At 75.1% G+C, this 21464-nt stretch carries 21 protein-coding genes; 8 read left to right on the top strand and 13 right to left on the bottom strand.

The window, feature by feature from the left end:
• Positions 1-284 precede the first annotated feature (284 nt).
• The 8 genes from ACFY00_RS25085 to ACFY00_RS25050 form a co-directional block, all read right to left on the bottom strand.
• On the bottom strand, positions 285-2882 hold the full coding sequence (locus ACFY00_RS25085; protein WP_388033788.1) for an ATP-binding protein: 2598 nt from the start codon (positions 2880-2882) through the stop codon (positions 285-287).
• Positions 2879-3553 carry a hypothetical protein gene (locus ACFY00_RS25080; RefSeq protein ID WP_388033787.1) on the bottom strand — a complete coding sequence of 225 codons (675 nt, stop codon included), beginning with the start codon at positions 3551-3553 and terminating at the stop codon, positions 2879-2881. Before ACFY00_RS25080 ends, ACFY00_RS25085 begins: the two co-directional genes overlap by 4 nt.
• Positions 3550-3879 (bottom strand): hypothetical protein, encoded by a 330-nt coding sequence (locus tag ACFY00_RS25075; protein ID WP_388033786.1) that lies wholly within the window; start codon positions 3877-3879, stop codon positions 3550-3552. The genes ACFY00_RS25080 and ACFY00_RS25075 overlap by 4 nt, the downstream gene beginning before the upstream one ends.
• On the bottom strand, positions 3876-4910 hold the full coding sequence (locus tag ACFY00_RS25070) for a hypothetical protein (RefSeq protein WP_388033785.1): 1035 nt from the start codon (positions 4908-4910) through the stop codon (positions 3876-3878). The genes ACFY00_RS25075 and ACFY00_RS25070 overlap by 4 nt, the downstream gene beginning before the upstream one ends.
• Positions 4911-5685: 775 nt before the next feature.
• Positions 5686-5910 carry a hypothetical protein gene (locus ACFY00_RS25065; protein ID WP_388033784.1) on the bottom strand — a complete coding sequence of 75 codons (225 nt, stop codon included), beginning with the start codon at positions 5908-5910 and terminating at the stop codon, positions 5686-5688.
• A gap of 80 nt (positions 5911-5990) precedes the next feature.
• Positions 5991-6821 carry an ABC transporter ATP-binding protein gene (locus tag ACFY00_RS25060; RefSeq protein ID WP_388033783.1) on the bottom strand — a complete coding sequence of 277 codons (831 nt, stop codon included), beginning with the start codon at positions 6819-6821 and terminating at the stop codon, positions 5991-5993.
• A gap of 77 nt (positions 6822-6898) precedes the next feature.
• Positions 6899-7924: a FecCD family ABC transporter permease gene (locus tag ACFY00_RS25055; protein WP_388033782.1), complete on the bottom strand. Its 1026-nt coding sequence runs from the start codon at positions 7922-7924 to the stop codon at positions 6899-6901.
• Entirely contained in the window at positions 7921-8994 is a 1074-nt protein-coding gene (locus tag ACFY00_RS25050) for a FecCD family ABC transporter permease (RefSeq protein WP_388033781.1), read from the bottom strand. The genes ACFY00_RS25055 and ACFY00_RS25050 overlap by 4 nt, the downstream gene beginning before the upstream one ends.
• Before the next feature lie 175 nt (positions 8995-9169).
• On the opposite strand from ACFY00_RS25050, the gene ACFY00_RS25045 reads away from it, so the two are divergent.
• From ACFY00_RS25045 to ACFY00_RS25035, 3 genes are all read left to right on the top strand, one after another.
• Complete coding sequence (locus ACFY00_RS25045) at positions 9170-10207, top strand: ABC transporter substrate-binding protein (protein ID WP_388033780.1); 1038 nt, start codon at positions 9170-9172, stop codon at positions 10205-10207.
• Positions 10208-10218: 11 nt separating this feature from the next.
• Positions 10219-11166 (top strand): siderophore-interacting protein, encoded by a 948-nt coding sequence (locus ACFY00_RS25040; RefSeq protein ID WP_388033779.1) that lies wholly within the window; start codon positions 10219-10221, stop codon positions 11164-11166.
• 183 nt (positions 11167-11349) lie between these two features.
• A complete protein-coding gene (locus tag ACFY00_RS25035; protein WP_388033831.1) occupies positions 11350-11949 on the top strand; it encodes a superoxide dismutase in 600 nt (199 codons plus the stop codon).
• Between the two features lie 59 nt (positions 11950-12008).
• On the opposite strand, the gene ACFY00_RS25030 is transcribed toward ACFY00_RS25035, so the two are convergent.
• Positions 12009-12878 carry an NAD(P)H-binding protein gene (locus tag ACFY00_RS25030; RefSeq protein WP_388033778.1) on the bottom strand — a complete coding sequence of 290 codons (870 nt, stop codon included), beginning with the start codon at positions 12876-12878 and terminating at the stop codon, positions 12009-12011.
• A 131-nt stretch (positions 12879-13009) separates the two neighbouring features.
• Here ACFY00_RS25030 and ACFY00_RS25025 point away from each other — a divergent pair, with 131 nt between their 5' ends.
• Entirely contained in the window at positions 13010-13357 is a 348-nt protein-coding gene (locus ACFY00_RS25025; protein ID WP_388033777.1) for a winged helix-turn-helix transcriptional regulator, read from the top strand.
• Here ACFY00_RS25025 and ACFY00_RS25020 read toward each other — a convergent pair.
• A complete protein-coding gene (locus ACFY00_RS25020; RefSeq protein ID WP_388033776.1) occupies positions 13339-14151 on the bottom strand; it encodes an MFS transporter in 813 nt (270 codons plus the stop codon). The genes ACFY00_RS25025 and ACFY00_RS25020 overlap by 19 nt on opposite strands.
• Positions 14152-14155: 4 nt before the next feature.
• The gene (locus ACFY00_RS25015) at positions 14156-14941 is read right to left on the bottom strand and encodes an MFS transporter (protein WP_388033775.1); all 786 of its coding nucleotides are present in this window, start codon (positions 14939-14941) and stop codon (positions 14156-14158) included.
• Between the two features lie 183 nt (positions 14942-15124).
• On the opposite strand from ACFY00_RS25015, the gene ACFY00_RS25010 reads away from it, so the two are divergent.
• The 3 genes from ACFY00_RS25010 (at position 15125) to ACFY00_RS25000 (ending at position 17968) form a co-directional block, all read left to right on the top strand.
• Entirely contained in the window at positions 15125-15997 is an 873-nt protein-coding gene (locus ACFY00_RS25010; protein WP_388033774.1) for an ArsR/SmtB family transcription factor, read from the top strand.
• A gap of 160 nt (positions 15998-16157) precedes the next feature.
• Positions 16158-17063 carry an RNA polymerase sigma factor SigJ gene (gene sigJ / locus ACFY00_RS25005; RefSeq protein ID WP_388033773.1) on the top strand — a complete coding sequence of 302 codons (906 nt, stop codon included), beginning with the start codon at positions 16158-16160 and terminating at the stop codon, positions 17061-17063.
• A gap of 56 nt (positions 17064-17119) precedes the next feature.
• A complete protein-coding gene (locus ACFY00_RS25000; protein ID WP_388033772.1) occupies positions 17120-17968 on the top strand; it encodes an SDR family oxidoreductase in 849 nt (282 codons plus the stop codon).
• 106 nt (positions 17969-18074) lie between these two features.
• Here the strand turns inward: ACFY00_RS25000 and ACFY00_RS24995 are convergent, their stop codons facing one another.
• Positions 18075-18920 (bottom strand): NAD(P)H-binding protein, encoded by an 846-nt coding sequence (locus tag ACFY00_RS24995; RefSeq protein ID WP_388033771.1) that lies wholly within the window; start codon positions 18918-18920, stop codon positions 18075-18077.
• Between the two features lie 207 nt (positions 18921-19127).
• Between ACFY00_RS24995 and ACFY00_RS24990 the strand changes: the two genes are divergently transcribed.
• A complete protein-coding gene (locus ACFY00_RS24990) occupies positions 19128-19733 on the top strand; it encodes a TIGR03086 family metal-binding protein (RefSeq protein WP_388033770.1) in 606 nt (201 codons plus the stop codon).
• A 94-nt stretch (positions 19734-19827) separates the two neighbouring features.
• Here the strand turns inward: ACFY00_RS24990 and ACFY00_RS24985 are convergent, their stop codons facing one another.
• Positions 19828-21312: an MFS transporter gene (locus ACFY00_RS24985; RefSeq protein ID WP_388033769.1), complete on the bottom strand. Its 1485-nt coding sequence runs from the start codon at positions 21310-21312 to the stop codon at positions 19828-19830.
• Positions 21313-21464: the final 152 nt, after the last annotated feature.

The raw sequence follows: 21464 nt of genomic DNA, 5'->3' as shown, positions 1-21464 counted from the left end.
CGGTCGCGCCCCCGCCCCGGGGGGGGGGTGGGGCGGGGGGGGGGGGGGGGGGCGCGGGCGCGGGGGGGGGGGGGGGGGCCGGCCCGCCCCCCCCCCCCCCCCCCCCCCCCCCGCCCCGGCGAACATGAACAGCACCACCATGCCGACGGTCATGAACACCGTCCGGCGGCCCGGCCAGTACAGCGCCGCCACCGCGCGCAGCCGCCGCCAGGCACGGGCCGCGCCGCGGGCGCGGGCCGCCAGGCCCGTCACCGCACGGCCGGCGGCGGGAGTCAGCCCGGCCCTCATCGCGCCACCGCCTGCTGCAGCCGGTTCGCGCCGCGGGCCGCACCGGTCTTCGCCTTGGTGACCGGGGTGGTGAAGATCGAGTCGAACTTGGGCAGTTGCGGGATGAGCACTTGGACCAGCCCGACCCGTCCGCGGGTGTCGAGCAGCAGCATCTCCCCGGCCCGGTCCGGCTGGTTGTGCGGTGACAGCCCGCCCGTGACCAGCTGGATCAGCGCCTCGTCGTCGGCGGGCAGGCCCAGGAACTCCAATCCGCGCCGGGCCATCGCCTCGTCCGTCGTGCGCGCCAGCACCCGCTGCACGATCAGGCCGCGGATCGTCTCGTCGCCGAGGTCCGGCGCGTCGTGGCCGCCCGCGACCCACCCCGCGTTGTGCTTGCGGCCGTCGTGCGCGAGCTCGCTCAGCAGCGCGGTGCCCTCCGCGCTGTCGGTCAGCCAGTACACCTCGTCGAAGACCAGCGCGGCGAAGCGGCTCAGGTCGCTGAAGGCGACGTGCCGGGAGATCGCCGCGATCAGGTACAGCACCGCCCGGCCGATCAGCGCCTCCAGCGGCTGCATCCGCAGCACCTCCGGCCGACCCAGCGCCTCCTTCGGCGGCAGCCGCAACCCGGACGTGGTGAACACGATCAGGTCCGCGCTCAGGTCCGTCATGCTCAGCGCCGGCAGCGTCGGGTCGAAGACCATCCGCGCCAGGCGCTGGTCGGCCACCGTCCCCAGCAGGTCCAGGATGTCGGCCGCCGCGTCCCCGCGGTTGCCGCCCTCGGTCGCGATGGCCTGCAGCTCCTCCAACACCAGGCCCATGTGCGGGCGCCGCCCGCCGGCCGCGGCCTTCACCGCCCGGCTCAGCACCGCGCCGCCGGGCGACATGGCCTCCGACTGCGTCTGCAGCAGCAGGTAGCTCAGCGCCGCCGCCTCGCCCTGCCCGGCCGGCAGCACCCGCAGCGGGTCGATGCTGATCGTCGCCTCGGCGGCGTCGATCACCTGGTGCCGCCCCGGGGCGGTGGCCCGAGCGTGGTGCGCGTACTCCCGCTTGGCGGTGCGGTCGATGACGATCGCCCGGTGCCCGCGGTCCATCAGGTCCGTGGTGATCTTCTTCAGCAGGACGCTCTTGCCCGAGCCCAGGTCGCCGAGGACCGCCAGCGAGGCCGCGATGTTGCTGGCCGGCGCGGCCGCCAGGTCCAGGTACACCGGCCGCGCCGTCCCGCAGTCGATCGACCGCCCCAGCATCGGTCCCGTGTCGTCGCCCACCTCACCCACCGTCAGTGGACCGGTCATCGCCCAGTCCTCGGAGAGCTGGTACTGCGTGCACTCGCGGGCCCGCAGCGCCGGACCGGCGCCCGGCAGGCCGAAGGTGAACATCCGCACCTGCCCGCCCCGCGGCCTGATCGCCCGGTAGTCCGCGCCGCCGAGGCGGGCCTTCAGGTCCCGCGCCCGGTCGTCGCACACCTGCGGCGTCGACCCCCACACCGTGAACACGGTGCGGGACTGCACCTCCATCTCCACGCTGGTGCGCCCCAGCCGCGCCTCCTGCTCGCCCAGGACCTCGGCCGCGCCCTGCAGCGAGTCCGGGGTCCCGGTCGGGTGGGCGGCCCACTGGTCCGCCTGGTCGACCAGCTCGGCCTTCTTCTTCGCGATCGAACGGCGGGCCTTCGCCGAGTCCACCAGCGTCAGGTCCACCACCGCGTCCACCGGGTACGGCAGCAGCTCCAACTGCGCCAGGATGTCCGCCGAGCCCTCCGCGACGGCCTCCGGGATCTCCTCCAGCGCCAGGTGCGCCTGGTACCCGGTGCCGTCCTCGGTCTCCACCTGCAGCCACAGCTTCGACAGCGCCCCGCCGTCGAACCGCGAGGAGAACCAGCCGCGCCAGCCGGCCTCCTTCTCCGGCACGCCGAGCCCCGGCTCCTGGCCCCCCTCCAGCAGCCGCGCCTGCCCGAGGCCGGCGTAGCCGGGGCTGCGCAGCTGCGCGCCGACCAGCGTGCCCTCGTAGGCCCGGCTGCCCTCGGCGTCGGCGAGCAGCGGCTCGACCTGCCCGCGGTGCACCGCGTGCTGGTGCATCCACACGATCTCGGCCGGGACGGCGGGCCGCACGTGCAGGCCGCCGCCGAAGCCCGACTCGACCTGCCGCGCGATGCCCCGGTACATCTGCACCTCGCTGATCGGCACCGGCGCCACCGGCAGGCCGACCTGCTCGCCCAGGGTGGCCCAGACCGAACCGCCGGCCTGGGTCAGCTGCGCGGCGCGCCCGGGCACCTGGAGCGGCAGGGCCAACCACAGCGTCCGGCGGTGCATCTCCGCCTCGGCCAGCATGGACGCCGCGGCGGCCGCGCTCTCCCACGTACCGGGGTTGGCGTCCAGGTCGACGCCCTCCGCCACGCGCTCGAACACCTCGGAGGGTTCGACCCGTGCGCACAGGCTGTACAGCCGGGCGTTGCCGGACAGCGAGCGCACGAACGAGGTGACGCGGCGCAGGACCTCCTGGCGCTCCAGGTCGGAGGCGTACCGGGCCCCGACCGGACTGATGCGCCACACCGCCCAGACGGTGCCGGTGGTCGACCAGAGGAGGTGGCCGGAGAGGTGACGGAAAGCGGCGACCCTCATCGCGGGTCTCCCTTCTGGGCGGGGCCGGCGGCGGCCGCGGCGAGCATGCGCTGGAGCGGGGTGAGAGCGGGGGAGACGGCCCCGGGTCCGGGGCCGGGAAGAACGGCGGCGGGCACGGGTCCGGACTCGGGTTCGCGGGGTTCGAAGAAGCTGAGCGTGCGCGGGGGCGTCCGCGCCTCGACGTCCTCGGCGGGCAGGGCGGCCGCTGGGCCGACCGGACGCTCGGGACGGGCCGGACGCTCGGGGCGCGCGGCGGGCCAGGCGGGTTCCGGCCCGTCCTGCGGGCCCGGCTCGAAGGTGAACACCGACCGGGCCAGGACGACCGGCCGGTGCGGGCGCACCGCCCGGCCGTCGATCTGCCCCGCCTTGGGGGACAGGGCCAGCGACAGGGCGTCGGCGGCCACCAGGAACGGTGAGCGGCCGGCGATCCGGGAGTGCCGCGCGGCCCAGACCGCCACCGCCCACGCCACCACCGGCAGCGGACCGACGACCGGTATCCACCACTTGGCGGTCTTGATCAGCAGGAACGCTCCGAGGGCGGCCACCACCAGCTGCGGCGGCGTGTAGGGGCCCATCGGGATGCGCCAGTCGCCGATCTTGCCCAGCACCCACGGATGGCGGCGGGCCTTGGTGTAGGAGCGTCCGATCCTGGGCCTCGCGGCGTTGCTCACGCCCGGCCCAGCTGTCCGGTGAAGACGTCGGCCGACAGCTCACGGGGCAACTCGCCCGCGCCCTGGTAGGGGACGGTGGAGGTGTTCCGCGTCTCGGTGACCTCGTCCCGGAACATGTCGGAGAAGCTGATGCGGTTGGCGAAGATCCCCCAGACGACCACGAGGCCGATCGCGCCGCCGATCGCGGCCTTGATGGACATCTTCCGGATGGCGTGGATGATCACGATCGCGGTCATGCCGATCATGAGGCCGGTGGCGACCCAGCCCATCAGGGTCGTCGCCCAGGAGTTGCCGAAGTTCTGCAGGGGGCCGGCGAGGTGCGTCACGGACGTGCTCCGTTCGAGGAGGTGGACGGGGCGGGCACAGGTGCCCCGGTCGGGATGGAGGAAGGAGAGGAGAGGGAGGAGGTGGTGGAGGAGGCCGGAGCCGGAGCGGCGGAGACCGGGGCGATCGCGGAGATCTCCCAGCGTCCGGCCCGCGCGGTCAGGCGCAGCGGGTAGCTCAGCGGCCACTCGCCCAGCGCGTCCTGGGCCTGGACGGAGGCCTCGGCCTGGATCACCGTGCCGTCCGCCGGGGAGGAGGGCACCGTCGTCGTGGCGGAGAGGTCCTTGAGGGCGACCTGCGTGTACGCCGCCCCCGGCACCGGGATCCGCGTCCCCGGCGCCAGGTACCGGGTGCTGTCCCCGACACCGGTCAGGTACGCGGTCAGGTAGCCCGCCACCGTCTCGCGCAGCGGCCCCTCGGAGACCTGGGCGCCGTAGGCCGCGACGGCCGGGTCCCGGTCGGCGAGCGCCGCGGGCGGCGCCACCTGGGCCGGGGCGGACGTGACGACGAGCGCGTCCGGTGAGCCGCCCGATCCGGTGGCCCGGGTCATCGACACCTGGACGGAGAAGTAGCGCACCTCCGCCGTGCCACTGTCGGCGCCCCGGCCCTGCGCGCCCTGCGCACCACCCTGCGCGGGGCTCGACGACGGCCGCGCGCTCTGCGAGACGCTCGGCGGCACCACCACGGAGGCCGCCACCGTCACCTGCCAGGTGCGTCCGCCCATCGGCTGGCTGCGCACGGCGATCGTCTTCTGGACGATCAGGCGCGCAGTCGACCTGGGCCGGGGCAGGTCCACCCCGGGCGCCATCGTGCGCAGCGTCTCGCTGGTCACGGTGTCCTCCGCGGAGCTGCGCAGCCACAGGTCGACGAAGCTCTCGGCGTACCCGGTGGGGGGCGCGATCACGTTGGGCGCGGCGGGGGCGGCGGCCGGGGCGGCCGCGGTGCCCAGGGCGCTCACGGCGGAGACCGCCAGGGAGAGCGGCGCCGCCGCCAAGGCGGCCAGCACGCCACCGCGCACCAGTGCGGTGCGCACCCGGGCCCGGCGGAGTTCACCGCCGGCGGCAATCGGGGGAGGGGTCGGCGCTCGACCGCGCCGGGCAGACAAGGGACTCACGGAAGGCTCCTGCGGTCGTAAGTGGATCGGCTACGACTGCAGGAGACCCCGCGACCCTTGGCGGAACCCTTGGCGGACGGCGCCCGCGGGGTAACTCCTCCGCAACGACGACCACCAACGCTCCGACCTGCGCCGTCGGGAATCCCTTGGTGGCCCTGGGCGAACCTTGACGGGAGCGTGCGCGCCGCCGCACCAAGGTCCGGCGGCCGACGCGGCGCCGCACCTTGACGGGGCGTCGAATCGAACCTTGGTGCTGCCGGGCCGAACCTTGGCGGGACGTCCGCACCGCCGCGCCACGTCCGGTGGCCGTCACGGCCGTCTCACGGCCCGGGCACCGTCGAACCTTGGCGGCCCCGGGCCGGGCAGCGCCCCTCTCGGGCCGACTTCAGCTCACGTCGGCCTACCCACCCCCCGCACCCCTGCGCCCCCGACACCGTCTGCCGTCCCGTGGGGAAGCGCTCACCCCCCGCTGCGCCGACCCCCGCGCAGGATCATCCGATCGACTGCGCGGGGTGGACGGCTGCGCATGCGCGCACACACGCCCGTTCCGTGCGTACGTGCACGCTCCCCCTGCGCATGCGCAACCGCGCGCGTGCGCAACCCCGCCCGGACCCGGTTGCGCAACACCGCCGACGGCGGGAGCGAGCGCGGCTCCCCCTCCGGCGGCTCCCCCTCCGGCGGGGCACCCCCGTGGCTACTCGCGGTAGTCCTCGTCCTCCAGGGCGACCTCCCGGACCTGCTCCACCGCGTCGCCCTCGTCCGCGGGCTCGGTGCCCCGCTCGCGCTGCTGCCGCAACACCTCCAGGTCGTCCACCTCCGGCTCGACCGCCGCCCGCTCCTCGTCGGCGGCCTCCAGCACGGTCGGGGACTGCACGTCGTCGTCCTCGGGAAACTCCGGGTTCTCCGTATTGGCACGCATAGCGCCAGTATCCGACCGATCCGGCGCGAACCCGAGCCTTTCCGGCGGCGGGTCTCGCATCCGGCCGTTCCCCGGCGGTTTCAGGCCTCGGTGGGGGCGGGAACGGCGGCGGGAGCCCGGCGGTTCGCGGACGGGACGACCAGGGGGGTGCCGGTCTCGGGGTCGGGGATGACCCGGCACGGCAACCGGAAGACCTCCTCGACGAGTTCGGCGGTGACCACCTGCTCGGGCGGCCCGGCGGCGACCAGCTTCCCGTCGCGCAGGGCGACCAGGTGGGTGGCGTAACGGGCGGCCTGGTTGAGGTCGTGCAGGACGGCGACCAGGGTGCGGCCCTGCTCCCGGTGCAGGCGGGCGCACAGGTCGAGGACCTCGATCTGGTGCGCGATGTCCAGGTAGGTGGTGGGCTCGTCCAGCAGCAGCAGCGGGGTCTGCTGGGCCAGCGCCATGGCGATCCAGACCCGCTGGCGCTGGCCGCCGGAGAGCTCGTCCACCGGCCGGTCGGCGAGCTCCGCGACGCCGGTGTCGGCCATCGCCTCGGCGACCACCCGCTCGTCCTCGGTCGACCACTGGCGCAGCACGCCCTGGTGCGGGTAGCGGCCGCGGGAGACCAGTTCGGCGACGGTGATGCCGTCCGGGGCGATCGAGGACTGCGGGAGCAGGCCCAGGGTGCGGGCGACCTGCTTGGCGGGCAGCGTGGCGATCGACCGGCCGTCCAGCAGCACCTGCCCGGCGACCGGCTTGAGGGTGCGGGACAGCGCGCGCAGCAGGGTGGACTTGCCGCAGGCGTTCGGGCCGACCACCACGGTGAAGGAGCGGTCGGGGACGTCGACGGTCAGGCCCTCGGCGATGGTGCGCCTGTCGTAGGCGAGGGTCAGGTCGCGGCCGGCCAGGCGCGGCTCGGTCTGGGCCATCGGGGGCTCCGTTCGGGACGGCGGGACGGGCGTGGACGGGGCGTGGGTGGACGGGTTCGCGGACGGGCCGGGGGCGTTCACAGGCGACCGGCCCGGCGCTGGGTGGCGAGCAGCCAGACCAGGTAGCCGCCGCCGAGGACGCCGGTGACCACGCCGACCGGCAACTGGCGCTCACCGAACAGGTGTTGGGCGACGAAGTCCGCGGTGACCAGCAGCGCGGCGCCGGTGCACATCGACGCGGCCAGGTTCGGGCCCGGCGAGCGGGTGATCCGGCGGGCCAGCTGGGGGGCGGTCAGGGCCAGGAAGTTGACCGGTCCGGCGGCCGCCGCGGCCAGCGAGGCCAGCAGGACGGCCGCGCCCAGCAGCGCCGTCCGCAGCCGCTCGGGGCGCACGCCCAGGCCGCTCGCCGCGTCGTCGCCCAGCTCCAGGGCGCGCAGCGCGGGCCCGCAGGCCAGCAGCACCAGCGGGACGAGCACGGCCAGCGCGAGCGCCAGCGGCCGGGCCTGCTCCCAGCCGCGGCCGTCCAGGCTGCCGGTCAGCCAGAGCACCGCGCGGGCGGCGTCCATCAGTTGGGTGCGGGTCAGCAGGTAGCCGTTGAGGCCGGTGAGGATCGCGGCCGTCCCGATGCCGACCAGCACCAGCCGGGCGCCCTGCACACCGCCGCGCCGGGCCAGCGCGTAGATCAGCGCACCGGTGACCAGCCCGCCCGTGACCGCCCCGCCCGCCAGCGCGGCGCTGGAGCCGCCCGCGACCACCACCAGCAGCGCGCCGGTGGCCGCGCCCTGGGTGAAGCCGAGGACGTCCGGGCTGCCCAGCGGGTTGCGCACCAGCGTCTGGAACAGCGCCCCGGCCAGCGCCAGCGCCGCGCCGACCAGCAGCGCGGTGACGACCCGGGGCAGCCGCAGCTGGTTGACCACGAAGTCCTCGGCGGCGCCGCCGTCGCCCAGCAGCGCCCGCACCACCTCGCCGGGCGCGATCGGGTAGTCGCCGCGTCCGAGCGCCAGCACCGCGACCGCCGCCGCGACCGCCAGCGTCCCCGCGCACACGGCCAGCGCCCGCGGCCGGTACCGCACCGAGAACCGGGCCATCCTCAGGGTCTTCATGCGCGGGCCTTCCCCCGTCGTGCGAAGTACAGGAAGAACGGGCCGCCGAGGACGGCCGTGACGATGCCGACCTGCAACTCCCCGGGGCGGCCCAGGACGCGGCCCAGGACGTCCGCGCCCAGCAGCAGGACGGGGGCCAGGACCGCGCAGTACGGCAGCAGCCAGCGCAGGTCGGGGCCGGTGAGGGCGCGGACCAGGTGCGGGACCATCAGGCCGACGAAGACGATCGGGCCGCACGCCGCGGTGGCCGCCCCGCACAGCAGGGTGACGGCGGCGATCGCGGCGGCCCGGACGGCGGCCGGCCGGGCCCCCAGCGCCCGGGCGGCGTCGTCGCCGAGCGCGAGCGCGTTCAGCGGGCGGGCCAGGCCGAGCGCGAGCAGGGCGCCGACGGCGACGAACGGCAGGACGCCGAGCACGGTGGAGGACTGGGCGCCGGCGAGCGAACCGACCGTCCAGAAGCGCATCTTGTCGAGCGAGGCGGTGTCCAGCAGCATCACGGCGCTGACGTACGAGTACAGGGTCGCGTTGAGCGCGGCCCCGGCCAGGGCGAGCCGGGCGGGGGTGGCGCCGCGGCCGCCGCCGACCGCGTACACCAGGACGGAGACCACGGCGGCCCCGGCCAGCGCCCACCAGACGTAGCCGGTGAAGGAGGTGACGCCGAGCAGGGCGACGGCGGTGGCGACGGCCGCGGAGGCGCCCGCGTTGATGCCGAGCAGGCCGGGGTCGGCGAGCGGGTTGCGGGTGAGGGCCTGCATGACGCCGCCGGCCAGGCCGAGCGCGGTGCCCGCGAGCAGCCCGAGCAGGGTGCGGGGCAGGCGCATCCGGTGGACGACGGTGTAGCCGGGGGCGTCCGGGTCGAGGAGTCCGTGCCAGACCTCGGCGGGGCTCAACTGCTTGGCGCCGAGGCCGAGGCTGAGCACCAGGACGGCGAGCAGCACGAGCAGCCCGGCGGCCAGGCCGAGGGCGCGGGACGGGCCGCGGCGGGCGGTGGCGGCAGTGGCGGCGCCGGGGCCTGGGCCCGTACCGGTGGCGCCTGGGCCGGGTATCGGGAGGGAGCCGGTGGTGCTCAAGGGTGCTCCGGATCGGTCGGGGGACGGGTCGGCGGGCCCCGGGGGCCCTCCGTGCCACAACTTAGGTTAGGTTAACCTACGTACGCCCGGCGGTCGCCGCCGGGCCCCGCACCTCGGCACTCCCAGCGACGTGCCGCTCCCCCCTGCCCCGAAGCGCCCGAACCGAGGTACCGCCATGTCGCCTTCCCCCCGCCTGACCCGCCGCGGCCTGCTCGCCGCGGGTGGAGCCACCGCCCTCGGCGCGCTGCTCGCCGCCTGCGGATCCTCCGGTGACAAGGCGTCCGGCGGCCCCGGCTCCGGGGACGCGGCGACCGGCGGCCCGTGGACCTTCACCGACGACCGCCCGCAGACCGTCACCGCGAAGACCACCCCCGCCCGGGTGGTCGCCTTCACCGGCGCCGCCGCCGCGCTCGCCGACTTCGGCCTGGACCGGCAGCTGGTCGGCGTCTTCGGCGAGACCAAGGCCGCCGACGGCAAGGCCGACCCGCAGGCCGGCAGCCTCGACGTGAACAGGATCGAGATCATCGGCAACGCCTGGGGCGAGTTCTCGATCGAGAAGTACGCGGCGCTGCGCCCCGAACTGCTGGTGACCCACATGTACGACCCGGGCGCGTACTGGTACGTGCCGGACGAGTCCAAGGACAAGATCCTGCAGCTGGCCCCGCAGGCCCTGATCTCCACCGGCCGGGTCACGATCACCCAGCCGATCGAGCACTACGCCAAGCTCGCCGAGTCGCTGGGCGCCGACCTCGGGGCGGCGAAGGTGGTCGACGCCAAGGCCCGCTTCGAGAAGGCCTCCGAGGAGCTGCGGCAGGCCGTCAAGGCGGCGGGCGGCGTCAAGGTGATGGCCTGCTCCGGCAGCGCCGACCTGTTCTACGTCTCCAACCCCAAGATCTCCTGCGACCTGATCTACTTCGCCGAGCTGGGCGTCGAGTTCATCCAGCCGGAGAAGACCGACGGCGGCGACTACTACGAGGGCCTGAGCTGGGAGAACGCGGGCAAGTACCCGGCCGACCTGCTGCTGCTCGACCAGCGCTCCACCGCCCTCCAGCCCAAGGACCTGGCCGCCAAGCCCTCCTGGGGCCAGCTGCCCGCCGTCAAGGCCGGGCAGATCACCCCCTGGGACGCGGTGCCGCGCTTCTCGTACGCCGGGTTCGCCCCGCTGATCGAGCGGCTGACCGCCGCGATCCAGCAGTCCCGCAAGCTGAGCTGAAGGGCCGTCCGATGACCAACCGGGCACCGGCCCAGGAGTACGACTTCTTCCCCGCCCAGGTGGTGCGCACCCGTCGGCTCGGCCCGACCATGCTGCGGGTCACCTTCGGCAGCGAGGCGCTGCGCTCGTTCGCGAGCGGCGGGCGCGACCAGTCCTTCTCGCTGTTCCTGCCGCAGCCCGGCCAGGACGAGCCGAACCTCCCGTACCGGGAGGGCGAGGGCTGGTTCGCCGCCTGGCGGGCGATCCCGGCGGACGAGCGGGCCGTGATGCGCTCCTACACGGTCCGTGCGCAGCGGGGCGGCGACGGTCAACTGCCGGAGGTCGACGTCGACTTCGCGCTGCACGGGGTCGGGGCGGAGGGCGTCGGCCACGGCTCGGACGGCTCCGGCCCGGACAGCCACGGCCCGGACAGCCACGGCCCGGACAGCCAAGCGTCCACTGGTGCGTCGACCGGACCGGCCGCCGCCTGGGCCGCCGCGGCGGTGCCCGGTGCGCGGGTGGTGCTGCTGGGCCCGGCCGTCGCCGACAACCGCTCGGTGTCCTTCCGGCCGCCCGCGAACGCCGACTTCGTGCTGCTGCTGGCCGACGAGACGGCACTGCCCGCGGTCGGCGGCATCCTGGAGTGGCTGCCGACCGGCACCCGCGCCCTGGTCTGGATCGAGGTGCCGCACGCCGCCGACATCCAGGACCTGCCCGCCCCCGACGGCGTCGAACTCACCTGGCTGGTCCGCGCCCCCGGCGCACCCTCCGGCCTGCTGCCCGCCCTGCGGACGGCCGAACTACCCGGCGGCGTCCCGTACGCCTGGATCGCCGGGGAGTCCGGCACCGTCAAGGAACTGCGCCGGCACCTGGTGCGCGAACGCGGCGTCGACCGGCGGGCGGTGGCCTTCTCCGGCTACTGGCGGCGCGGCGCGTCCGAGGACCGGCTGCGCGAGGAGGCGTACGCCGAGCCGTCCTGATCCCCGCTCCGCCGCGGAGGCCCGCCCGGGAACCCGGGCGGGCCTCCGTCGTACGGCGGCCGGGGCGGCGGCCGTCATGCGGCGACACCCGGCCTTAATGATCAGTTATCGTTCCTGCAAGTAAGTTGCAATAAGGTGGCACTCGCAACTGACCCTCCGTCGAACGAGAAGGGCTGCTCCGCCATGGGTGCCTACACGCTGCCTGACCTGCCGTACGACTACTCCGCCCTGGAACGGGCGATGTCCGCCGAGATCCTCGAACTGCACCACTCCAAGCACCACTTGGCGTACGTCAACGGCGCCAACTCGACCCTCGACCAGCTCGCCGAGGCCCGTGACAAGGAGCAGTTCGGCGCCCTGGTCGGCCTGCAGAAGACCCTGGCCTTCCACCTCTCCGGCCACGTCCTGCACTCGCTGTTCTGGGAGAACCTCTCCCCCGACGGCGGCGACCGCCCCGACGGCGCCCTCGCCGACGCCATCACCGAGCACTTCGGCAGCTTCGACGCCTTCCGGCAGCAGCTCACCGCCGCCACCGTCGGCGTCCAGGGCTCCGGTTGGGGCATCCTCTCCTGGGAGCCGCTCGGCAAGCGCCTGATCGTCGAGCAGGTCTACGACCACCACGGCAACGTCGGCCAGGGCAGCGTCCCGCTGCTCGCCTTCGACGCCTGGGAGCACGCCTACTACCTGCAGTACCGCAACGTCCGCCCCGACTACGTCACCCGCCTGTGGGACGTCGTCAACTGGCAGGACGTCAGCGCCCGTTACGCCGCCACCCAGAGCTGACGGCCCCGGCGTCCTCCCACCCCCGGCCCTCGGCGGCGGGGTGGGGGCGCGCCCGGGGCTCAGCGGAAGACCGGCAGCGCCCCCGCCGCCCAGTCGGCGAACGTCCGCGCCGGACGGCCCAGCACCCGCTCGACGTCCGGCCGGACCGCGGACTCCTCCGGCAGCGGCGCACCCAGCACCTCCAGCGTGCCGTCGGCGACCTGCGGCGGCATGAACCGCACCAGGTGGGCGCGCGCCTGCTCGCGGGTATGCTCAACGAACTCGACCTTCTCGCCGAGGAGTTCACCCAGCAGCTCGGCCTGGCGGCGCGGGGTGACGGCCTCCGGGCCGGTCAGCGCGTACACCCGGCCGACGTGCTCGTCCGCGACGCCCCCGCGCACCTCCCCGGTGCGCAGTGCCGCCGCCGCGACGGACGCCACGTCCGCCGGGTCCAGCACCGGCATCGCGATCCCGCCGAACGGCGCGAACACCGTACGCCGGGCACGCACCGACTCCGCCCAGGCGAAGGTGTTGGACGCGAACGGGCCCGGCCGCAGAACCGTCCACCGCAGGCCGCTGCCGCGCACCGCCGCCTCGAACTCGCCCATCCGCCCGTGCCAGCGCTCCGCGGGCCGGGTCGCGGTGATCAGCGAGGAGAGCAGCACCACCCGGCGCACCCCCGCCGAGGCCACCACCTCCAGCAGCTCCGCCGCCGGGGCCCCCGGCGCGTTCAACTCCGGTGCCAGCATGAGGAACAGCGCGTCCGCACCCTTCAGCACGGGGCCGAGGCCGGCGAAGTCCGCCAGGTCCGCCCGGACCGGTCGCACCCCGTCCGGCACTTCCCCGGCCGTCACGTTCCGGGAGAGCGCGACCACCTGCTCCCCCGCCGCCGCCAACTCCGCGACCAGCGGCCGACCGACGTTCCCGGTCGCCCCCACCACCACGATCATCTACCAACAACTCCCTTTTATTTCATGCCAGTTGAGGCGAGATCCGTACCGTTCGGACGTTCGCCACCGCGAAGCTAGCACCTCGAGGACACTAGGTACCCAGACGAAAGCCGCTACCCGAGGAGCCTGCCGTGCCGCCCCGCCCCTGCCCCGTCGCCGCCGCCGTCGACCTCGTCCACAGCCGCTGGACCACCCCCGTCCTGTGGAACCTCGACCACCGCGGCCCGCTCCGCTTCATCCAACTCCAGCGCCACATCGGCGACATCAACCCCAAGATGCTCACCGAACGCCTGCGCCACCTCGAACGCCACGGCCTGGTCACCCGCACCTACCACCCCGAGATCCCGCCCCGGGTCGAGTACGCGATCACCCCGCTCGGCCGCAGCCTCGCCCCGCTCTTCGCCGCCCTCACCGCCTGGCAGGGCCGGCACCTGCCCGCCGTCGAGGCCGCCCGCCGCGCCTACGACGCCGCCGACTGAGACCTCGGCCGCCGCCCCCGCCGCACCACCCGTCCCGCGAGCGCCGCCCCGAGCAGGAAGGCGCCCGCCGCGACCAGCGCCGAGGCGTGCAGTCCGCGCACCGGGCCCAGGCTGCCCGTCAGGGTGCCGAACAGCGCCACGCCCAGCGAACTGCCCACCTGGCGCGAGACGTTGAACACCGCCGAAGCCGTCCCCGCCACGGCCGACGGCGCCGCCTCCAGCACCGCGACGGTGGCCGCCACCACCGTCACCGGCGTCGCCAGACCGGTCGCCGCCAACGCGAACAGCAGCACCGGGTAGGGCGTCTCCGGCTCCGCCACCAGCCAGCCCAGGAACCCCGCCGCCCCCAGCACCAGCGCCCCCGCCATCGGCGGGTAGGGGCCGTACCGGGCCGCCAGCCGACTCGACAGCGGAGCCGCGAGCAGACCCATCCCCACCGAGGGCAGCAGCGCCAGGCCTGCCCCCAACGAACCATAGCCGCGTACCAGTTGGAAATGCAGCGTCAGTACGTACAGCATTCCGTAGTAGCCCAGGCTGAGCAGCAGACCGACGACGTCCACCGCGGCGAGCCGCCCGTCCCGCAGCAACGCGGGCGGCAGCAACGGCACCCGGCCGCCCCGACCCGCCGCCGAGCGCCGCTCCAGCACCCACTCCACCCGGACGAACCCGGCCAGCGCCACCGCCCCCACCCCGAAGGCGGCCAGTACCCACGGCGAGCCCCAGCCCCGCGCACCCGCCTCGTTCACTCCCCCGACCAGACCCACCAGCCCGACCACGCCCAGCAGTTGGCCCACCGGGTCACCCCGCCGCCCCGACCTGGCCGACCCTCCCGGGACACCCGGCCGTCCCGGGACACCCGGCTGTTCCGAGACGCCCGGCTGTTCCGAGGCACCCGGCCGTCCCGGGGATACCCGTCCCCGCCGAGACACCCGGCCCTCCCGAGGCACCCGGCTGTTCCGAGACGCCCGGCCGTCCTGCCGCCGACGGGCGGACGTGCCGGCAGGTCAGCGCCGCTCCCAGCGCCGCGACCGGCAGGTTCACCCAGAACACCCACCGCCAGCCCAGTCCGGCGACCAACAGCCCGCCCACCGCGGGCCCCGCCCCGAACGCCACCGCCGAGACCAGTCCCCACACCCCCACCGCCCGCGCCCGCAGCGCCCCGTCCGGGTACGCCGCCCGCAGCAACGCGAACGAAGCCGGCACCAACAGCGCCGCCCCCGCCCCCTGCCCGAACCTGGCCCCGACCAGCACCGCCCCCGACGGAGCCGCCGCGCACCCCGCCGACGCCACCGCGAACAACCCCAGCCCCGCCAGGTACAACCGCCGGTGCCCGAACCGGTCACCGAGCCCCCCACCGAGCAACAGCAGTCCCGCGAACACCGTGCTGTACCCGTCCACCACCCACTGCAGCCCCGCCGCCCCCAGCCCCAACGAGGCCCGCACGCCCGGCCCCGCCACGTTCACCACCGTCACGTCGAGCATCACCAGGAAGTGCCCCACGCTCAGCGCGACCAACGGCGGCAGCGCGAGCCGCTCCACCGATGGCCTGACGGGGGACGCGAGCACCTGCGGTACGGAAGTCATGAGGGCAGTCTCTGCGCGGAACACTTCGTTGCCTGGCGAACTGTGGCCGTTCGGAGAAGGGCGACAGGCCTCGCGCGGGCACAGTTCGCCACTCAACGAACCATGCCGCCCCGAGGAAGGACGGCTCCCCCGACACGGAACACTTCGCCGTCCAACGAACCGTGCCCGCCCTAAGCTGACCCCGTGCCTGCCTCCCTCCGCCCCACCTCTGCCGACTCCGTCTCCCCGGCGCCCGCCTCCCCAGCGCCTGCCTCCCCCGCCCCCTCCTCACCCCGCTTCGGCCCGCCCGTCCGCCCCATCCCCGCCCAGGCCGCCGGACAGCCCGACGTCGCCCGGGCCGCCGCCCTGCTCGCCGACCCGTCCCGGGCCCGGATCCTGAAGGCGCTCAGCGACGGCCGCGCCCTGACCGGTGCCGTCCTCGCCTCCGAAGCGGGCATCGGCGCGCCCACCGCCAGCGCCCACCTGACCCGGCTGCTCGACGCCGGACTGGTCACCGTCCGCAGCAGCGGCCGCAACCGCTTCTACCGACTGTCCGGTCCCGAGGTCGGCCACGCCCTGGAGGCCCTCGCCCTGATCGCGCCCCCGCTGCCGATCACCTCACTGCGCGAGAGCAGAACCACCAGCGCGCTGCGCCGCTCCCGCACCTGCTACGACCACCTCGCGGGCCGACTCGGCGTCGCCCTGATGGGCACCCTGCTCGACCGCGGCCTACTCACCGGCCACGACGGCACCCACCGCCCCGCCACCGCCGTCCGCGACCGCTCCTCCGGCTACGGCCACGACCACCACTACCGACTCACCCCGTCCGGCCGGACCGCCCTGCACCAGCTCGGCATCGACCTCGACGCCCTCCCGCCGCGCCGCCCGCTGGTCCGCTACTGCGTCGACTGGAGCGAGCAGCAGCACCACCTGGCCGGCGCCGCCGGAGCCGCCCTCACCGCCCGCCTGCTCACCCTGCGCTGGCTCCGGCACGGCACCAGCCCCCGCGTCGTCCACCTCACCGCCTCCGGCGCCACCGGCCTCGCCGACTGGATCGGCCTCCACCCACCGGACTGAACCCACCGACCCGACCGCACCGACCCGACCGCATCGACCCGAACCCACCGCCCCGAACCCACTGGGCTGAACCCACCGACCCGAACCCACCGATCCGACCCGAACCCACCGGGCTGAACCCGCTGCGGCACGACCGGTGAGGTGCTCTAGCGTGGAACCCATGGACGGGGAACGGGACGAAGCGGTACGGGAGTTCGAGAGCCACCGGCAGCGGCTGTTCTCGCTGGCGTACCGGATGCTCGGGTCGGCCGCCGAGGCGGAGGACGCCGTGCAGGACGCGTACCTGCGCTGGCACGGCACCGAACCGGGACAGGTCGCCGCGCCCGGGCCCTGGCTGAACAAGGTGGTCACCAACCTGTGCCTGAACCGGCTCACCTCGGCCCGGGCCCGGCGCGAGGAGTACCCGGGGACGTGGCTGCCGGAGCCGGTGGCGAGCGGAGCGCTCGGGCCGATGGAGCGGGCCGAGCAGCGCGAGGCGGTGTCCTTCGCGGTGCTCACCATGATGGAGCGGCTCTCCCCGCCCGAGCGCGCCGCCGTCGTCCTGCGCGACGCGTTCGGGTACAGCCACCGGGAGGTCGCGGGCGTCCTGGACTGCACCGAGGCCGCCGCCCGCCAGCTCCACCACCGCGGCCGCAAGCGCCTCGCCGAGGGTGCCCCGCACCCCGGCACCGTCGACGCCGAGCAGAACGCCGCCCTGCTCGGCCGCTTCCTGCAGGCCGCCTCGGACGGGGCGCTGGAGCAGCTCGAACAGCTCCTCGCCGCGCAGGTCGTGGTGTGGGCGGACGGCGGCGGCAAGGCCCGCGCCGCGCTCCGGCCGGTGCACGGCCGGGTCAACGCCGCCCGCTTCCTGGCCGGCCTGTTCGAGCGCTTCACGGACGGCGTCCGGTTCGAACTCGCCGAGGCCAACGGCGCCCCCGCCCTGCTCGGCTGGGAGGGCGAGGAGCTCACCGCCATCGGCACGGTGGACGTCGGCCCCGACGGCGTCACCGACATCCGGATCCTGCGCAACCCGGACAAACTCGCCCACTACGCACACCGGCACCGCGCGCTGTCACAGAACGGCTGACCGTCCGGTTCCTACCAGGGAGAGCCACGCCACCCCTCCCCGGAAGGAACCGGACCATGAACGACCGCACCGACCGCCCCCAGTCCCCCGACCTCCCCGACCGCCCCGACCTTCCCGACCGCCCCCGGCTCCCCCTGCTGGTGACCGGCGCGACCGGCGTCCTCGGCCGCGAGGTACTGCGCCACGCCCACACCACCGGCAGCCCCGCCCACGCCCTCACCCGACGCACCGACTTCCCCGCCACCACCCCCGGCCCCACCCCCGCCACCACCCACTGGCACACCGGCGACCTCACCGCCGGCACCGGTCTGGACGAGGCGCTCACCGGCATCGACGCGGTGATCCACTGCGCGAGCGACCCGCGCCACCCCGGGAACGACCTGCCCGCCTTCCGCCACCTGCTGGACGCCGCCCGGCGGGCCGGGGTCCAGCACCTGGTCAACATCTCGATCGTCGGCGTCGACCGGATCCCGATGCGCTACTACCGGATCAAGCTCCAAGGCGAAGAACTCCTCGCCGCGTCCGGCCTCGGCTGGAGCAACCTGCGCGCCACCCAGTTCCCCCAGCTCCTCGACGGCATGATCGGCTCCCTCGCCAAGCTCCCCCTCCTCCCCATGGTCTCCCGCACCCCCGTCCAGCCCGTCCACCCCGCCGAGGTCGCCGCCCGCCTGGTCGAGCTCGCCCTCGGTGAACCGGTCGGCCACGCCCCCGACTTCGCCGGGCCCGAGACCCGCCTCGCCACCGACCTCGCCGCCGACTGGCTCCGCGCCAACGGCCGCCCCCGCCGGGTCCTCCCCCTCCACCTCCCCGGCCGCGCCGGCCGCGCCCTCCGTGCGGGCGCCCTCACCGCGCCGCAGAGCGCGTACGGCAGCCGCACCTGGGCGGAGTACCTCGCGGAGCGGTGAGCAGCCGGGGCCCGGGGGACGGCCCGGCCACCCGTGCAACGCGAGGATCCCTGCCGCCACCCGCCGGGCCCGCCGCAGGGCCGCCTCGTCCGCCAGCAGGGCCGCCTTACTGGAACGCCCCTCGCGCGTCCCGCGCCCAGTCCGCGAAGCTCCGGGCCGGGCGGCCGAGGACGCGTTCGACGTCCGGGCCGGGCTGCTGCTCCTCGGGGAGCGGCGTGCCGAGGATGTCGAGGGTGCCGTCGATGACCTCGTCGGGCATGAAGCGGGCCAGGTGGGCACGGGCCTGTTCACGGCTGAGCTCCACGAACTCGACCGTCTCGCCCAGGACTTCGCCGAGCACGGCCGCCTGCCGCCGGGGCGTGATCGCCTCCGGCCCGGTGAGGACGTACACCTGCCCGCGGTGCCCGTCCTCGCGGAGCGCGACCGCGGCGACCGCCGCCAGGTCCGCCGGGTCGACGACCGGCAGGGCGACGTCCGCGAACGGCGCGTGCACGGTGCGCCGCGTCCGAACGCCCTCTGCCCAGGCGTACGCGTTGGAGGCGAACCCCCCGGCGCGCAGCACGGTGTACTCCAACTCGCCGAGCTGGAGTGCCCGTTCGAACTCGCGGAGGCGGGCGTGCGAGGGCGCGTCCGGCCGGGTCCCGTTGATCTGCGAGGAGAGCAGGACGACCCGCCGGACGCCGGACTCCCGTACGAGGGCGAACAGTTCCTCGGCGGGGGCGCCGGGGCCGTTGAGCTCCCCGCCCAGCAGCAGGAACAGCGCGTCCGCCCCCTTCAGTACGGGGCCGAGGCTCGCGAAGTCCGCGAGGTCCGCGACGGCATGGGCGACGCCCGCCGGGAAGCCCTCGGCCGGCATCCGGCGGGAGACCGCGGTGACCTGCTCCCCCGCTGCGGCCAGCAGCGAGACCAGTGGACGGCCGACGTTCCCGGTGGCTCCGGTGACGACGATCATGAGTGCGCTCCTCAATTCAGTGGGACCCAAGTCCCTTGCTGTGGAAGCCCTTTCGGCTACGTCCACGACGCTAGCATCACGAAGATATTAGGTACCTACAGGAAACCGACCCCCACTTCCACCCCGGATCCGACAGGTCTGCCGGTTCTTCTACAGGGTTCTGCAAAGTCCCCGGCCACCCGCCGGAGCGCCGCACAGGCTGACCCCATGACCGAAACCACCACACCCACCACACCCACCGCCCCCACCGACCCCCGCCCGGGCTTCTACGCCGCAGCCGAGGTCCTCGGCGCGGTCCTCGCCGACCTCCGCCCCGACCAGTACGGCCTGACCACCCCGTGCCCCGACTACACCGTCCGCGACCTGGCCAACCACGTCGTCTCGGTGCTCCGCCGCAGCACCGCGATGGCGGGCGGCGGCCCGTTCGCGGCGGTGCCGCACCTCGCCACCGACGTCCCGGACGGTGGGTGGGCCGCCGCCTGGGAGGCGGCCGGCGCCGGGTTCCGCGCGGCCTGGGACGACCCGGCCGTACTGGGCCGGAGCATCGCGCTGCCGTGGGGCACCGTCCCGGGCGCGGTCGCCGCGGTGATCTGGACCAACGAGCTGGTGCTGCACGCCTGGGACCTCGCCCGGGCCACCGGCCGCCCCGTCGACTGGCCCGCCGAGGCGCTGGCGGGCCCGCTCGCGGCGATGGAGCGCGCCGTCCCGGCCGAGCCGCGCGGCGGGCAGGTGCCGTACGGGCCGGTCGTCCCGGTGCCCGCCGACGCACCCGCGATCGACCGCCTGGTCGGCTGGTACGGGCGCCGCCCCTGACGCCCGCCCCACCCGCGCGGGGGGGGGGGGGCCCCCCCCCCCCCCCCCCCCCCCCCCCCCCCCGCCGCACCACCCGCCACCCGCAGCCGGACCGTCAGCCGCGCGGCACCGGCGGCTCGCCGGTGGCCCTGGTGAGGGGAAGCAGCACCAGGGCCACCAGGAACGCCGCCCCGGCGAACACCCCGCCGACCAGGAACGCGTCGTGGAACACCTCGGTACGCGCCCGCAGCACCAACTCCGGTACGCCGTGCGCCCGTTCGGTGAGCTCGGCGACCCGCCGGAACGCCCAGGTGGCGGCCACCGCGAGGCCCAGCGCGCCACCGACCTCCTGCGCCGTGTTGATCAGCCCGGCCGCCAGCCCGGACTCCTCCTCGGTGCTCCCCGCGAACGCCGAGACCTGCACCGGCACGAACGAGGCGCCCAACCCCAGCCCCATCAGCACGAAGGCGGGCAGCACGTCGGTGAGGTACGAGGCGTCCGCCGGGACGCGCCACAGCAGCAGCATGCCCGCGGCGGCCAGCGCCAGGCCGACCAGCAGCACCGGTTTGGCGGCGACCTTGGTGACCAACCGGGAGGCGACGCCCGCCCCGACCGCGGTCAGCACCGCGAGCGGCACGTACGCGAAGCCGGTGCGGACCGCGGAGTAATCCAGCACCTGCTGCAGGAACAGCGAGGCGAAGAAGAACAGCGTCACGCAGGTGCCGAGCAGCAGCACCGCGACCACGTTGGCGGCGCGCAGCGACTTGCGGCGGAAGACCGAGAACGGGACCAGCGGGTTCACGCTGCGGCGCTCGACCAGCACGAAGGCCACCAGCAGCAGCACCACCAGCACGGCCCCGCCGTAGATCCGGGCGTAGGGGAGCTCGCCGTCGGAGACGGTCTGGCCGAGCGTGAAGATCAGCAGCACCAGGGCGGCGGTGAGCGAGACCGCCCCGGCCACGTCGAAGCCGCGGCCGCGCTCGGCGGAGCGGCTCTCGCCGACCACCCGGGGCGCCAGCACCGCGCCGAGCAGGCCGATCGGCACGTTGACGAAGAAGATCCAGCGCCAGCCGGGACCGTCGGTGAGCACCCCGCCGAGGGTCACCCCGACCACCGCCGCCAGCCCGGACAGCGCGCCCCAGGCGCCGAGCGCCCGGTTGCGCTCGGCGCCCTCCGCGAAGTTGCCGCTGAGCAGGGCGAGCGCGGCGGTGGCGATGAACGCGGCGCCCAGGCCCTGCGCACCGCGGGCGGCGATCAGCTCCCAGGCGCTGCGGCCGAGGCCCGCGACCAGTGAGGCCGCGGCGAACAGGACCAGCCCGGTCTGCAGCATCCGGCGCCGCCCGAGGGTGTCGGCCAGTCGACCGGCCAGCAGCAGGAAGCCGCCGAGCACCATGCCGTAGGTGGTGACCACGTACTCCAAAGTGGTCTGGGAGATGCCCAGTTCGTGCTCGATGGTGGGCAGGGCGACGTTGACGATCGAGACGTCGAGGAAGGTCATGAAACCGGCCACGCACAGGAAGGCCAGGATCAGGCCGGGGCGTCGGACGGGCCCGGCCGCGGAGGCGGCGACCGGGGTGCGCAGCGTGTCTTGCACGGACATCTCACTCCTGGAGGTCGTGGTGGTGCGGGAACGGAACCGGGCCGCTAGCTTTTGGGAAGCTAGCACCCTCGATACAGTGGGTACCTAGAAGAAAGTGACTGACGAGAGGGTGGACACGATGGCCGCACCGGACCGACCCACGACGAACCGGG

The organism is Kitasatospora sp. NPDC001540 (assembly GCF_042894345.1).
Classification (GTDB): domain Bacteria; phylum Actinomycetota; class Actinomycetes; order Streptomycetales; family Streptomycetaceae; genus Kitasatospora; species Kitasatospora phosalacinea_C.
This window is presented reverse-complemented; position numbering and strand designations above follow the sequence as displayed.